Source organism: Pseudomonas sp. REP124 (genome assembly GCF_020164475.1).
In the GTDB taxonomy this organism is placed as follows: Bacteria; Pseudomonadota; Gammaproteobacteria; order Pseudomonadales; family Pseudomonadaceae; genus Aquipseudomonas.
Window position 1 is genome coordinate 17551 of sequence record NZ_JAIQWX010000068.1, and the last position, 14066, is coordinate 31616.

A 14066-nucleotide genomic window follows, 5' to 3' on the forward strand; every position below is an offset into this window, starting at 1 on the left:
GGTGATTCCACAGGACTATTCAGAGGATTTCGTCAGGTTTTCTTTACAGCCCGTAACGGTGATTTTCCATTTCGGGAATCGAGGTTGTTGCCACTGACGTCTTCGCGGGCAAGCCTCGCTCCTACAGGTATCGCGGCGTCGGAGAGAACGCATCACCCCTGTAGGAGCGAGGCTTGCCCGCGAAGAGGCCCTCACAAACACCCCAAAGACCAAATCCGACCACAAAAAAAACGCCAGCCCAAAGGCTGGCGTTTCTTGCTTGCAGCTTGAAGCTCGAGGCTTACCGCTGCCTCACTCCGGCTTACGACGTCCAAACCCCGGACGTTGGCCGGAACCGGCCGGTGCGCCGCGGCGCTTGCCCGAAGGCGCATCGCCGTCGGTCAGCTTGATGCCCGGACGCTTCGGCGCCGGCTTGGCCGGGCGCTTGGTGTCGGCTGGACGATCGGCTACCGGCGTGCCACGACCTTCGCCACGCTCGGCACGACCAGTGGTCGGACGCGGAGCGCGTGGGCTGCGCTCGCCATCCTGACGCGCGGCCGGCTTGCGACCCGAGCGCTCGCCTTCGAGCTGTGGCTCGCGGTTGGCGCGTGGAGCAGCCGGCGCGTCAGTCGCCGGACGCAAGGTGCGCACACGCTCGGTGCGGGCCATTGGCCGCGAGGATTTACGCTGCATCCGCTCCAGCTTGTCCTTGCTCTTGGCATTCATCTGCGGCATTGCCACAGGCGTCAGGCCAACTTCGGCACTCAGTACATCGACTTCGTACTGGCTCATTTCGCGCCAGCGGCCCATCGGCAGGTCGGAGTTGAGGAACACCGGACCGAAACGCACGCGCTTCAGGCGGCTGACCACCAGGCCTTGGGATTCCCACAGGCGACGCACTTCACGGTTGCGACCTTCCATCACCACGCAGTGGTACCAGTGGTTGAAACCTTCGCCGCCCGGTGCCTGCTGAATGTCGGTGAAACGTGCCGGGCCGTCTTCGAGCACGACGCCCGCTTTCAGGCGATCGATCATCTCGTCGTCGACTTCACCGCGTACACGCACGGCGTATTCACGGTCCATCTCGAAAGACGGGTGCATCAGACGGTTGGCCAGCTCACCGTCGGTGGTGAACATCAGCAGACCGGTGGTGTTGATGTCCAGGCGACCGATGTTGATCCAGCGCCCTTCTTTTGGCTTTGGCAGCTTGTCGAACACGGTCGGACGGCCTTCCGGATCGACGCGGGTGCAGATTTCGCCGTCGGGCTTGTTGTACATGATCACGCGGCGGACCGACTCGGCGGACTCTTCGCGCTTGATGACACGGCCGTCGATGCTGATGGCGTCGTGCATGTCGACGCGCTGGCCGAGGGTGGCGTCTTTGCCGTTGACCTTGATCCGGCCGTGGCTGATCCAGGCTTCCACGTCACGGCGCGAGCCGACGCCGATACGGGCGAGGACTTTCTGCAGTTTTTCGCCTGCTGGGCCGATTGGCTGGTCGTCTTGCTGGTCGTTGTTGCTCATCTGGGCACCTCCCGGTGTGGTCTGTTCAGGCGTGGCCTGAAGCGATATGGAACTGGTTCCTGGCGAAGGGATCGCCGAAGGGTCGCGAATCATACGCTCATGAGGGCGTTTGCGCATCAGAGACTAGTTGATGAATGAAAATTTACCGGGTTTGCGCCGACCGGTGGTGGGGAATGCAAATCTCACCTGCACTGCAATACCCTGTGGGATCTCCATCATCTGGAGGATTGTTTAATCCTCAAGCTCCCGGCGTTCGGCTTCAATCGCTTCGGCAAGAGCGCGGGCCTCGGCCTCTTCTTCGCTCAGTTCGGGCTCGGGGTTCGTTTGCTCGAGGGCCGCAACGGCGGCCAGCAGTTTTTCCCGAGCTTCGGCCACGCCAAGAATGTCGTCATCCTGCTCAGGCTCGTCTTCCGGCTCTGGTTCAGGTTCAGGTTCAGGTTCAGGTTCAGGTTCAGGCTCAGGCTCTGGCACAACCTGCGCCACGTCACCTTCCACCTCGACCTCAACCTCCGGCAACTCCGAATCAAAAACCGGCATCTCCCCATCCCGCAACAAATCGTCGAAATCGGTCTTGATCCCCTCTTCCATGCTGTCCAGTTCCAGCAACAGCGTATGGAAACTGGTTTCCTCCTTCGGTTCCTCCGGTTCGGCGCTGGCGTCGGCCAGTTCCTGCAACGCGGCAGGCACCGGGGCGTCGTCGAAGTCGAGCACCGGATCCGGCTCCAGCTCGCGCAGTTCAGCCAGCGGTGGCAGATCGTCGAGGTTTTTCAGGTTGAAGTGATCGAGAAACGCCTTGGTGGTGGCGAACATCGCCGGTTTGCCCGGTACGTCGCGGTAACCGACGATACGAATCCACTCGCGCTCCATCAGGGTCTTGACGATCTGACTGTTGACCGCCACGCCCCGCACGTCCTCGATCTCGCCCCGGGTGATCGGCTGGCGATAGGCGATCAACGCGATGGTTTCCAGCATTGCCCGGGAATAACGCTGCGGGCGCTCTTCCCACAAGCGGCCCACCCATGGCGAAAACTTTTCGCGGATCTGCAGGCGATAGCCGGAGGCGACTTCCTTCAATTCGAAGGCGCGGCCATCGCAGGACTTGCCCAGTATCGTCAGGGCTTTCTTGAAAACCGCCGGCTCCGGCCGCTCGCCCTCTTCGAAGAGTTCGTACAGGCGCTCCATGGATTGCGGTTTTCCCGAGGCCAACAGAAAGGCCTCAAGCAGTGGCGCCAGCTCGCGGGGTTCACTCAGGTTCATGATTCAACTCGTTATTCGGCTCGGGCTCGCACGTGGATCGCTGCGAACGGCTCATTCTGCACCAGCTCGACCAAGGATTCCTTGACCAGCTCGAGGATTGCCATAAAGGTCACTACCACGCCGAGACGCCCTTCTTCGGCCGTGAACAGCTCGACGAACGGCACGAAACCGGCGCCCTTGAGGCGTTCGAGCACGTCGCTCATGCGCTCGCGGGTAGACAACGCCTCGCGGCTGACCTGGTGGCTTTCGAACATGTCACCGCGACGCAACACCTCGGCCATCGACAGCAGCAGTTCCGACAAGCGCACGTCCGGCAGCAACTTGCGCGCCCGGGCTTCGGGCGCATCGAGCTTGGGCACCACCACATCACGGCCGACCCGGCTCAAGCCATCGATGCCTTCAGCAGCCGCCTTGAACCGCTCGTATTCCTGCAGACGGCGGATCAGTTCGGCGCGCGGGTCTTCTTCCTCTTCCTCAATGGACTCCGAGCGAGGCAGCAGCATGCGCGACTTGATCTCGGCGAGCATGGCGGCCATCACCAGGTACTCGGCGGCCAGCTCCAGGCGCACCGACTGCATCAACTCGACATAACCCATGTACTGCTTGGTGATTTCCGCCACCGGGATATCGAGAATGTCGATGTTCTGCTTGCGGATCAGGTACAGCAACAGATCGAGCGGGCCTTCGAAGGCTTCAAGGAAGACTTCCAGCGCGTCGGGCGGGATGTACAGGTCCAGCGGCATTTCCATGACCGCCTGGCCATAGACCATGGCGAATGGCAGCTCTTGCTGGGCACCGGCTTGCGGGTCGACGGGTTCTACTGCGGACATCTAGGCCTCGGCCATGAACGGCGTGGGATCGCCGCAACCGACGCGGATCACTTCAGGTTCACCGTCGGCCATGTTGATCACGGTGGACGCTTTGATGCCGCCAAAGCCACCGTCGATGATCAGGTCGACCTGATGCTCGAGCAACTGGCGCATTTCGTAGGGATCGCTCATCGGATCGGTTTCACCGGGCATGATCAGGGTCACGCTCATCAGCGGTTCACCCAGTTGCTCCAGCAGCGCCAGGGCAATCGGATGACTGGGGACGCGAAGGCCGATGGTGCGTTTTTTCGGGTGCAACAGCAGCCGCGGGACTTCGCGGGTGGCGTTGAGAATGAAGGTGTAAGGGCCTGGCAGATGGGCCTTGAGAATGCGGAATGTGCCGGTGTCGATCTTGGCGAACAGGCCCAGTTGCGAAAGATCGCTGCAGATCAGCGCGAAATTGTGCTTTTCATCGAGTCCGCGCAATCGGCGCACGCGCTCCACGGCGACCTTGTCACCGATCTGGCAACCAATTGCGTAGGAAGAGTCTGTGGGATAAATCACCACCCCGCCGCTGCGGATGATCTCGACTGCCTGTTTGATCAGGCGCGGTTGCGGGTTTTCCGGATGAATCTGGAAAAATTGACTCACATTCTCTACCTGTTCAGACGACGGCAATAATTGGGTCATGTTTGAATCGACACCACAGTGGTGGCAGATCCTCCGGGAGCGGGCGATATTCGCCTATCTCGGACCAGCCTCCAGGGCCATGAAAATCACTGCCGGCGCTGACCAGCAGACCGAACTCGCGGGCCAGAATGGCCAGGCTGCCTACTTGCTCTGCAGGCTGATGACCATTGACCACCTCAATTGCCTGGCCCCCTGCTTGAATATAGTCGGCAATCAGACGACGACGCTTGCTGCGGGTGAAATCATAATGCCATGGGTGGGCCAGACTCACCCAGGCATTGGCTTCTCGCAAGGTTCCGACGGTTTCTTCCAGGGTCGGCCAGTGTTGCTTGACGTCCCCCAGCTTGCCGGCGCCCAGCCACTTGCGAAACGCCTCGGCGCGATCCTTGACGAACCCCTCGCGCACCATCCAGTCGGCGAAGTGCGGACGGGCCGGCGCATTGCCGCTGTCGCCCAGTTCCTGCTGGATTTCCCGGGCGCCTTCCAGCGCGCCGGGCATGCCCTTCAATGCAAGTTTGCGGCTTATCTCTTCAGACCGTAGCCAGCGACCATCGTGCAATTTGGCGATAGCCTCAAGCAACGGCGCGGCATTGACATCGAAACCGTAGCCGAGCACATGAATGGTTGCGCCGCCCCAGGTGCAGGACAATTCGATGCCATTGACCAGTTGCATCCCCAATTGTTTGGCGGCAACGCGCGCCTCTTCGAGGCCTTCGATGGTGTCGTGATCGGTCAGGGCCAGGACTCGCACGCCGTGCTCGAACGCACGCGCTACCAGAACCGCAGGCGCCAGAGCGCCATCGGAGGCCGTGCTATGGCAGTGCAAATCAACATTCACGGAGTGTTGTAACCTCAAATCAGCTGGCGCTATCGCGCGCCCATATGTTTGTTATTATGCCGCCACATCCTGCTTCTGGCTGCCACTGTGAAACAATTCATCGATTTCATCCCGCTCCTGCTGTTCTTCATCGTCTTCAAAATCGATCCACGGGTCGTCGACATTGCCGGTCACGAGGTAACTGTAGGCGGTATTTACAGTGCCACGGCGATGCTGATCATCAGTTCGCTGGTGGTGTACGGCACGCTGTTCATCAAGCAGCGCAAGCTGGAGAAGAGCCAATGGCTGACGCTGATCGCCTGTCTGGTCTTCGGTAGCTTGACGCTGGCCTTCCACAGCGAGACCTTCCTCAAATGGAAAGCCCCGGTGGTCAACTGGCTGTTTGCCTTAGGGTTCATCGGCAGCCACTTCATCGGTGACCGCCTGCTGATCAAACGCATCATGGGCCATGCACTGACACTGCCGGAGCCGGTCTGGACGCGCCTGAACATCGCCTGGATCGTGTTCTTCCTGTTTTGCGGCGCCGCCAACCTGTTCGTCGCGTTCACCTTCCAGAGCTACTGGGTCGACTTCAAGGTCTTCGGCAGCCTGGGCATGACGCTGCTGTTCCTGGTCGGTCAGGGTATCTACCTGTCCCGCCACCTGCATGACGCCGATACCCCATCGCCCAAAACCGAGGACTGACATGCTTTACGCAATCATTGCCACAGACGTCGCCAACTCCCTGGAAGCTCGCCTGGCCGCGCGCCCTGCCCACCTTGAGCGCCTGCAAGTGCTCAAGGGCGAAGGTCGCATCGTGCTGGCCGGCCCGCACCCGGCGGTGGACAGCAACGATCCGGGCGCCGCGGGTTTCACCGGCAGCCTGATCGTCGCCGAATTCGACTCCCTGAGCGCCGCCCAGGCCTGGGCGGATGCCGATCCGTACATTGCCGCCGGCGTCTACGCCAACGTTTCGGTCAAGCCGTTCAAGCAAGTCCTGCCGTAACTTTCCCCTCGCAATACCCCCGCGCGGTGAACCTTATCGGTTCACTGCGCTCTCAATCGCTCATTATTCACGTTTGCCGGCCGACAACTTCCCAATACCCGTATTGGAATCAGGAGTCGCGATGCGCAAGGGTCCGTTGTGTCTGATGTTGGTCACGTTGTCGATCGTGGCCCCCGCCCATGGTGAAGAACACGCCGAGGGCGCGAACTCGACGCCGTTGTCGTTGAGCGCCGGCAGCCAGATAAACGAGTTGCAGCAACGCTTGAAAGAGAGCGAGCGGCAACGGGAAGAATTGAACAAACAATTGCAGAGCGCCGATAGCGAACGCGAGAGCCCCCTGCTGGCCCGCCTGCGCCAGGAGAACCAGCGCCTGAAGCTGCAACTTCGCGAAGCCCAGGCCGGCAGCGTGACGTCGCGCCTGCTGACCGATCAGCAACAGTGGTTCGTCGTTGGCGCCGCAGTTGCGCTATTGGCCCTGCTCTGCGGTATCTTCGCCAGTGGTGCAAGTCGAAAACGTCGACAATGGCTAAATTGAGTGAGTCATGAGCGAGCTGTTACTAATTGATGATGACCAGGAGCTGTGTGAGCTCCTGAGCAGTTGGCTGAGCCAGGAAGGCTTTCAGGTTCGGGCCTGCCACGATGGCCAGAGCGCCCGTCGTGCCCTGGCCGAAACCTCTCCGGCGGCGGTTGTGCTGGACGTGATGCTGCCCGATGGCAGCGGCCTGGAACTGCTCAAGCAATTGCGCAGCGATCATCCGGATCTGCCGGTCGTGATGCTCTCGGCCCGGGGCGAACCGCTGGACCGCATCCTCGGCCTGGAATTGGGCGCCGACGATTACCTGGCCAAACCCTGCGATCCGCGAGAGCTGACCGCACGCCTGCGCGCTGTGCTGCGCCGCAGCCATCCGGCAGCGGTGTCCAGCCAGATCGAACTCGGCGACCTGGCGTTCAGCCCGGTGCGCGGCGTGGTCAGCATCAATGAACAGGAGTTTTCCCTGACGGTGTCCGAAAGCCGTCTGCTCGAAGCCCTTCTCAAACAGCCTGGCGAGCCGCTGGACAAACAGGAACTGGCGCAAATCGCCCTCGGCCGCAAGCTGACGCTGTACGACCGCAGCCTCGACATGCACGTCAGCAACCTGCGCAAGAAAATCGGCCCGCATCCCGACGGCCGCCCGCGCATCGTGGCGCTGCGCAGCCGCGGTTACTACTACAGCCTGTGAAGCCCAGACGATCTCTCCTGTAGCAGCTGCCAAGCCCCAGCGCGGCTGCGTCCGATTGCGCAGCAATCGCAAAAACCTTCGCCCGCGTTCCTGCTTGCATGCTGCGAGAGGCGATGATGACCGCTGCGCGGTCGGACGCAGCCGCGCTGGAGCTTGGCAGCTGCTACATAGGGCATGTTCAGTCGGTGAGGTTGGAGTAGCCGAATTGTCAGGTCAGTTCAAAATCGTCTTTACCCAAGCTTTACGCTCCGCTGACCGCCGCTGACCTTGATCTCCGTAATCTGTACTCATCCGGAACGTACCGGGAATGAGACAAGGAGATTCACCATGCGCAAGACTCTTATCGCTCTGATGTTCGCCGCCGCTCTGCCGACCGTGGCCATGGCCATGCCTGAAGGCAGCGGCCCGATGGGTGGCCCGCTGGACGGTGGACGCCACGGCGGTCAGATGCACGGCATGCACGGTAAAGGCCCGTACAGCCAGCTGGACCTGAGCCGCGAACAACGCGAGCAGATCCGCAAGATCATGGGCGAGCAGATGCACGAGCGTAAGCAAGTGGTCGACAAGTACCTGGAAAAACTCTCGCCAGCCGACCAGAAAGCCATGAAAGACGAGATGGCCGCCAACCACAAGAAAGCCGAGTCCGATGTTCGGGCCGTGCTGAAACCGGATCAACAGAAGAAATTCGACGAGATCCAGAAGCAAAAGGCTGAGCGTCGCGCCGAATGGGCCGAGTTCAAGGCGTGGAAAGCGCAACAACCGCAAAAAGCGCAATAATGTGTTAACCCCGGACCCAACGGCCAACGCCGTTGGGTCTTTTTTGCTCTCCCGAGGATTTTTCGTGCGTTCATTGTTCTGGCGTATCCTGGCCAGCTTCTGGCTGGCCATCACTCTGGTTGCAGGCCTGTCCATTCTGCTCGGGCACATGCTCAATCAGGACGCGTGGATTCTCAGTCGCCATCCGGGACTCAACACCCTGGCCGAACAATGGACGCAAACCTACGAATCCCAGGGCGAAGAAGCCGCCCAGGACATCCTGGAACAGCGCAAACGCCAATATCACATCGACGTTCAGGTCCTGAATGAGAGCGGTGATCCGGTGGTGCGCGGCACTTTCCCCCGTCGTGCGGCGGCTTTCGAAGCGCGGCAGAACAACGATGACCGACGCCTGCCCTGGCGTCGCCTGACCGACGAATACACCAGCGAAAAAACCGGCGACACCTACCTGCTGATCTACCGCATTCCCCACCCGGAACTGGACGCCTGGCACCGCGAAAGCCTGCTCTGGCCTTTGAGTGCGCTGGGTATCGCTCTGGTGGTGCTGACCCTGTTCAGTCTGTTGGTGACGCTGTCCATCACCCGTCCGCTCAGCCGCTTGCGTGGTGCAGTGCATGATCTGGGGCAGACCGCCTATCAACAGAACAGTCTGGTAAAACTGGCCAATCGACGCGATGAATTCGGCGTGCTGGCCAACGACTTCAACCGCATGGGCGCACGCCTGCAAAGCCTGATCGGCAGCCAGCGGCAATTGCTGCGCGACGTTTCCCACGAATTGCGCTCGCCCCTTGCCCGCCTGCGCATCGCCCTGGCCCTGGCCGAGCGGGCGTCCCCGGAAGAGCGGGAAAAACTCTGGCCGCGCCTGACCCGCGAGTGCGACCGCCTCGAAGCATTGATCAGTGAAATTCTGGTGCTGGCCCGGGTCGACGCTGACAACGCCAGCGCCGAAGACGTAGACCTCAACGCCCTGCTCAATGGCCTGCAAAAGGACGCGCAACTGGGCTCGCCGGAGCAAAGCGTGCGCCTGGAAGCCGAACCGCAACTGAGCCTGCGCGGCTGGCCAACGATGATCGAGCGCGCCGTGGACAACCTGCTGCGCAACGCCCAACGCTTCAACCCGGCGGGCGGACAACCGATCGAAATGCTCGCTTTGCGTAACGGCGAACGAATCGTCGTCACCGTGCGCGACCACGGCCCCGGGGTAGACGCTGAACACCTGAATCAACTGGGAGAACCGTTCTACCGGGCGCCTGGACAAGCCGCCGCCGGTCACGGTTTGGGACTGGCCATCGCCCGGCGCGCGGCTGAGCGACATGGCGGAAGCCTGGTGCTGGCCAACCACCCGGAGGGCGGGTTCGTGGCCAGTCTGGAATTGCCGTTGGTGCCGGGGGTGGTGGCACAGCCGTGAAGCAAAAGATCGCGGCGCCTACACAAAGGTTCTGTGACCAGACACAAATTTTGCGTGCGACCCCAAACCACTGTAGGAGCGAGCATGCTCGCGATAGACGTCAACGATAACGCTGGCAACCTGACGCCCCACGGTGTCTGGTCCTCCATCGCGAGCAGGCTCGCTCCCACAATGGGTCTGAGTACAGCCGTGAAATCGGGTCGTCTCTGAGGCCGCCTTCGCGGGCAAGCCCGCTCCCACAGGGTTCTGGGTACATCCGAAAAGCCAGGTCGTCTGTGAGGCCGCCTTCACGGGCGAGCCTCGCTCCTACGAGGGTTACGGTTTACCGGGCCAGGCGCTGACGAACTCCGCCAGATCGACCTTTTCCGCTACACGTGGCTCTTTCTGCGGCGTGCCCAGGTAAAGGAATGCAATCACTTCTTCGCCTTCCGCCAGCCCCAGGCCCTTGGCCACATGCGGCGAATAGGCAAGATCACCTGTACGCCATACCGCGCCGATACCTTGGGCATAGGCCGCCAGCAAGATACCGTGGGCCGCACAGCCTGCCGCCAGCAATTGCTCGGACTTTGGATACTTGACGTGATCCTGCACCCGAGCGATCACCACAACCACCAACGGCGCACGCAACGGACCATTGCGCGCCTTGTCGATGGCTGCTTCGGTCACTTCGCCTTCCTGCATCTGCGCCGCTTCAGCCAGCAATTCACCCATCTGTTCGCGCGCCGCACCTTCGACCGTGAGGAAACGCCACGGCTGCAAATGCCCGTGATCCGGGGCGCGCATGGCCGCGCCGAACAGCACTTCGCGCTGCGCCTGGGTCGGTGCCGGTTCGATCAGTCGCGGGACAGAAACACGGTTGAGCAAAACGTCGAGAGCCTGCATCGGCCACCTCCTGAAAAAAATGTGCGGCTATTCTAGCTGTAACTCCTGCCGGAGTGCCGGTTTACATGCCCTGCCCCACAGGTAGAATGGCGCCCTTCCTCATCACAGCCGAGCGGATTTCATGGCGTTGCCGACCTTACGTCTCATTGGTTTCATCATCGGCATCTTCCTGATTACGCTGGCCATCGCCATGGTCGTGCCTATGGCCACCCTGGTGATCTTCGATCGCACGGGCGATCTGCCGTCGTTCCTCTGGGCCAGCATGATTACCTTTGTCGCAGGCCTCGCTCTGGTGATTCCGGGACGTCCCGAACACGTTCATCTAAGGCCACGGGACATGTACCTGCTGACCGTCAGCAGTTGGCTGGTGGTGTGCATCTTCGCCGCCCTGCCGTTTTTGCTGACCCAGCACATCAGTTACACCGACTCGTTCTTCGAAAGCATGTCCGGCATCACCGCCACCGGATCGACGGTGCTCAATCACCTGGACGACATGTCCCCCGGCATCCTGATGTGGCGCTCGTTGCTGCACTGGATCGGCGGCATCGGGTTCATCGGTATGGCGGTGGCGATTCTGCCGCTGCTGCGAATCGGTGGCATGCGCCTGTTCCAGACCGAGTCATCGGACCGCTCGGAAAAAGTCATGCCCCGCTCGCACATGGTGGCGCGCCTGATCGTCGCGGCCTACGTCGGCATCACCATTCTGGGCAGCCTGGCGTTCTGGTGGGCCGGGATGAGCCCCTTCGATGCGATCAACCATGCCATGTCGGCAATTTCCACCGGCGGTTTTTCCACCTCGGACCAGTCCCTGGCCAAATGGACGCAACCGGCGGTGCACTGGGTGGCGATCGTCATCATGATTCTCGGCAGCCTGCCGTTCACCCTCTACGTGGCGACCTTGCGCGGCAATCGCAAGGCGTTGATCAGGGATCAGCAGGTGCAGGGCCTGCTGGGCATGTTGCTGGTGACCTGGCTGGTATTGGGGACCTGGTACTGGTGGACCACCAAGCTGCATTGGCTGGATGCACTGCGGCATGTGGCGCTGAACGTGACCTCGGTGGTGACGACCACCGGTTTCGCGCTGGGGGACTACAGCCTGTGGGGCAATTTCTCGCTGATGCTGTTCTTCTATCTGGGCTTCGTCGGTGGCTGCTCAGGCTCGACCGCCGGTGGAATCAAGATCTTCCGTTTCCAGGTGGCCTACATCCTGCTAAAGGCCAACCTTAATCAGTTGATCCACCCACGGGCGGTGATCAAGCAGAAGTACAACGGTCACCGTCTCGATGAAGAGATCGTGCGTTCGATTCTGACCTTCTCGTTCTTCTTCGCCATCACCATCTGCGTGATCGCGCTGTTGCTGTCGCTGCTCGGCGTGGACTGGATGACCGCCCTCACCGGCGCGGCCAGTACCGTGTCCGGTGTCGGGCCGGGTCTCGGCGAGACCATCGGCCCGGCGGGTAACTTCGCGTCCCTGCCGGATGCCGCGAAATGGATTCTCTCGTTCGGTATGCTGCTGGGCCGACTGGAGATCATTACGGTGTTTGTGCTGTGTATTCCAGCGTTCTGGCGTCACTGACCGGCGCCGGCCCTTGTACTAGCCGCGTCCGGTACTCGCCGGGGGTGGTGTCGAACCAGCGGCGGAAGGCGCGGAAGAAGTTGCTCGGGTCGGCAAAACCCAAAAGGTAGGCAATTTCCAGCAGGGTCATGGACGGTTGCGCCAGGTACTGCTCGGCAAGTTCCCGTCGGGTGTCGTCTAGCAGCGTCTGGAAGCTCGTGCCTTCTTCCTGCAAGCGTCGCTGCAAGGTGCGCTGCGACAGGTGCAGCGTCTGCGCCACGGCATCGCGCTTGGGTTCGCCCTGGGGCAAAAGTCGGCACAGCACCTGGCGGGCCTTGTGAGTGACGCGACTCTCGGAAAACCGTGCCAGATACTCACCGGCAAAACGGTCGTGCAGCAGGGCCATGGCTTCATTGGCCGTCGGCAGCGGCGCCTCCATGTCGGCGCGCTCGAAAATCAGCGCATCGTAGGGCGCGTTGAACACCAGCGGCGCGTGGAAGGCTTGTTTGTAGGGTTCGAGATTGACCGGCTCGTCGCCCTGCACCAGCACCTTGCGCGGATGCAGCGTGCGCCCGGTCAGCCAGCCGCACAGTGCCAGGGCGCAGGCCAGCGAGGCCTCGGCGCTTTGTCGGGTCGGCGGCAGATGATCGCCATGCACCGTCAGAATCAGCGCGTAGCCCTCATCCAGCAGGCGAAAGCTCAGGTCGGCGCTTTCGGCAATGATGCGCTGATAACGCACCAGTCGCCGGAATCCATCGGCCAGGGTCTGGCTGGACATCAGGGCGTAGCCGGTGACATGAAACTGCGCCGGTCGCACCACCTTGCCCATGTTCAGGCCGATCGCCGGGTTGCCGGACAGCTCAACCGCGCGTTGCCACAGTCGTGTCATGGAGTCTTGGGGGAAGCGGGCGTCCGGATCGTCCAGCGCCGCGTAGTCGAGCCCCAGCTGTTTGAACAGAACCTTGCAATCCAGGCCGTCCATTTCCAGTGCTTTGACAATCCCCATCGCCCAGCTTGCAGAAGTCGTTCGTTCGCTCATGTCGGGTTCTTGCATGAAGTGCCGTTTTCACGGCCAATTTCCGAAGGATACTAAAGTGGCGCCGATTGTCACTGGCTCGCGCCACTGTTCACTCTAGACTCAAATAAGCTACCCGCAGAACAACTTGCAGTCAGAACAATAACCACAGAGATCGCAGTCGTGGAAAACATCAGACGATTCAACAGCTTCGCTGAGTTTTACCCCTATTACCTCAGTGAACACAGCAACAGTACCTGCCGCAGGTTGCATTTCATCGGCACCACGCTGGTGATTTTCATCCTGGCCATGACCATTGGCCGCGGCGCCTGGATGCTGCTGTGGTTGGTGCCAGTGGCGGGCTACAGCTTCGCCTGGATCGGGCACTTCTTTTTCGAAAAGAATCGTCCCGCGACTTTCCAGCATCCCTTCTACAGCCTGCTCGGTGACTTCGTCATGTATCGGGACATGGTTCTGGGACGCGTGCCGTTCTAGATCACGAGAGGATCGCCGATGAATGCCAACGCTCGTTTCACTCACATGAAAGACGGCACTCAGGAAGACTGGGCGATCATCGCCGCGGACTTCAGCGCCTACGCTCGCCAATTGTCATCACGAATCATGGCGCATCTGAAGCTGCTGGAAGGTGACTTCGGCGGTTTCCCGGTGGATCGCCTGACCCATTCCCTGCAAACCGCCACCCGCGCCTGGCGCGACGGTCGCGATGAGGAATACGTGGTCTGCGCCCTGCTCCATGACATTGGCGACACTCTGGGTTCCTACAATCACCCGGACATCGCCGCGGCGATTCTCAAGCCGTTCGTCAGCGCCGAGAATCTGTGGATGGTGGAGAAACACGGGGTTTTCCAGGGCTACTACTTCTTCCATCACCTGGGGATGGATCGCCACCTGCGCGAGCAATTCAAGGGCCATCCGCAGTATCTGGCGACCGTCGAATTCTGCGCCAAGTACGATGCGGCGGCGTTCGATCCAGAGTACGACACGCTGCCGTTGAGTTTCTTCGAGCCGATGATGGAGCGGTTGTTCGCGCAGCCGAAGAACTCGATTTACAAAGCGGCGATGGAAGAGCACGCGCCAGCGTAAAAGCTTCGCGGGCAAGCCTCGCT

16 protein-coding genes are annotated in these 14066 nt (G+C 61.1%); 9 read left to right on the top strand and 7 right to left on the bottom strand.

Going from position 1 to position 14066, the window contains the following annotated elements; translation table 11 throughout:
- Nucleotides 1-291: 291 nt before the first annotated feature.
- From rluB to K9857_RS17395, 5 genes are all read right to left on the bottom strand, one after another.
- A complete protein-coding gene (gene rluB, locus K9857_RS17375; RefSeq protein ID WP_224537776.1) occupies nt 292-1503 on the bottom strand; it encodes a 23S rRNA pseudouridine(2605) synthase RluB in 1212 nt (403 codons plus the stop codon).
- A gap of 231 nt (nt 1504-1734) precedes the next feature.
- A complete protein-coding gene (scpB, locus tag K9857_RS17380) occupies nt 1735-2760 on the bottom strand; it encodes an SMC-Scp complex subunit ScpB (protein ID WP_224537777.1) in 1026 nt (341 codons plus the stop codon).
- Nucleotides 2761-2771: 11 nt separating this feature from the next.
- Nucleotides 2772-3470, bottom strand: coding sequence for a segregation and condensation protein A (locus K9857_RS17385; RefSeq protein WP_175378412.1), 699 nt, complete (start codon nt 3468-3470; stop codon nt 2772-2774).
- A 120-nt stretch (nt 3471-3590) separates the two neighbouring features.
- Nucleotides 3591-4220, bottom strand: a complete 630-nt coding sequence (locus K9857_RS17390; protein ID WP_175378387.1) for an L-threonylcarbamoyladenylate synthase — start codon at nt 4218-4220, stop codon at nt 3591-3593.
- Between the two features lie 13 nt (nt 4221-4233).
- Nucleotides 4234-5097, bottom strand: coding sequence for a PHP domain-containing protein (locus K9857_RS17395; protein WP_224537779.1), 864 nt, complete (start codon nt 5095-5097; stop codon nt 4234-4236).
- 87 nt (nt 5098-5184) lie between these two features.
- Here K9857_RS17395 and K9857_RS17400 point away from each other — a divergent pair, with 87 nt between their 5' ends.
- From K9857_RS17400 to K9857_RS17425, 6 genes are all read left to right on the top strand, one after another.
- Entirely contained in the window at nt 5185-5781 is a 597-nt protein-coding gene (locus K9857_RS17400; RefSeq protein ID WP_224537781.1) for a septation protein A, read from the top strand.
- A 1-nt stretch (nt 5782) separates the two neighbouring features.
- Nucleotides 5783-6082: a YciI family protein gene (locus K9857_RS17405; protein ID WP_008156126.1), complete on the top strand. Its 300-nt coding sequence runs from the start codon at nt 5783-5785 to the stop codon at nt 6080-6082.
- Between the two features lie 121 nt (nt 6083-6203).
- On the top strand, nt 6204-6617 hold the full coding sequence (locus K9857_RS17410) for a translation initiation factor 2 (protein ID WP_224537783.1): 414 nt from the start codon (nt 6204-6206) through the stop codon (nt 6615-6617).
- Between the two features lie 7 nt (nt 6618-6624).
- Nucleotides 6625-7302 carry a response regulator transcription factor gene (locus K9857_RS17415; RefSeq protein WP_224537785.1) on the top strand — a complete coding sequence of 226 codons (678 nt, stop codon included), beginning with the start codon at nt 6625-6627 and terminating at the stop codon, nt 7300-7302.
- A gap of 327 nt (nt 7303-7629) precedes the next feature.
- The gene (locus K9857_RS17420) at nt 7630-8079 is read left to right on the top strand and encodes a Spy/CpxP family protein refolding chaperone (RefSeq protein WP_224537786.1); all 450 of its coding nucleotides are present in this window, start codon (nt 7630-7632) and stop codon (nt 8077-8079) included.
- Between the two features lie 64 nt (nt 8080-8143).
- Nucleotides 8144-9487: an ATP-binding protein gene (locus K9857_RS17425; protein WP_224537788.1), complete on the top strand. Its 1344-nt coding sequence runs from the start codon at nt 8144-8146 to the stop codon at nt 9485-9487.
- A gap of 315 nt (nt 9488-9802) precedes the next feature.
- On the opposite strand, the gene K9857_RS17430 is transcribed toward K9857_RS17425, so the two are convergent.
- Entirely contained in the window at nt 9803-10369 is a 567-nt protein-coding gene (locus tag K9857_RS17430) for an NAD(P)H nitroreductase (RefSeq protein WP_224537790.1), read from the bottom strand.
- Nucleotides 10370-10490: 121 nt separating this feature from the next.
- Between K9857_RS17430 and K9857_RS17435 the strand changes: the two genes are divergently transcribed.
- On the top strand, nt 10491-11945 hold the full coding sequence (locus K9857_RS17435) for a TrkH family potassium uptake protein (RefSeq protein WP_224537792.1): 1455 nt from the start codon (nt 10491-10493) through the stop codon (nt 11943-11945).
- Here K9857_RS17435 and K9857_RS17440 read toward each other — a convergent pair.
- Nucleotides 11902-12963 (bottom strand): AraC family transcriptional regulator, encoded by a 1062-nt coding sequence (locus tag K9857_RS17440; RefSeq protein ID WP_224537794.1) that lies wholly within the window; start codon nt 12961-12963, stop codon nt 11902-11904. The genes K9857_RS17435 and K9857_RS17440 overlap by 44 nt on opposite strands.
- A 159-nt stretch (nt 12964-13122) precedes the next feature.
- Here K9857_RS17440 and K9857_RS17445 point away from each other — a divergent pair, with 159 nt between their 5' ends.
- The gene (locus K9857_RS17445; protein WP_224537795.1) at nt 13123-13434 is read left to right on the top strand and encodes an Mpo1-like protein; all 312 of its coding nucleotides are present in this window, start codon (nt 13123-13125) and stop codon (nt 13432-13434) included.
- Between the two features lie 18 nt (nt 13435-13452).
- The gene (locus K9857_RS17450) at nt 13453-14043 is read left to right on the top strand and encodes an HD domain-containing protein (protein ID WP_224537797.1); all 591 of its coding nucleotides are present in this window, start codon (nt 13453-13455) and stop codon (nt 14041-14043) included.
- Nucleotides 14044-14066: the final 23 nt, after the last annotated feature.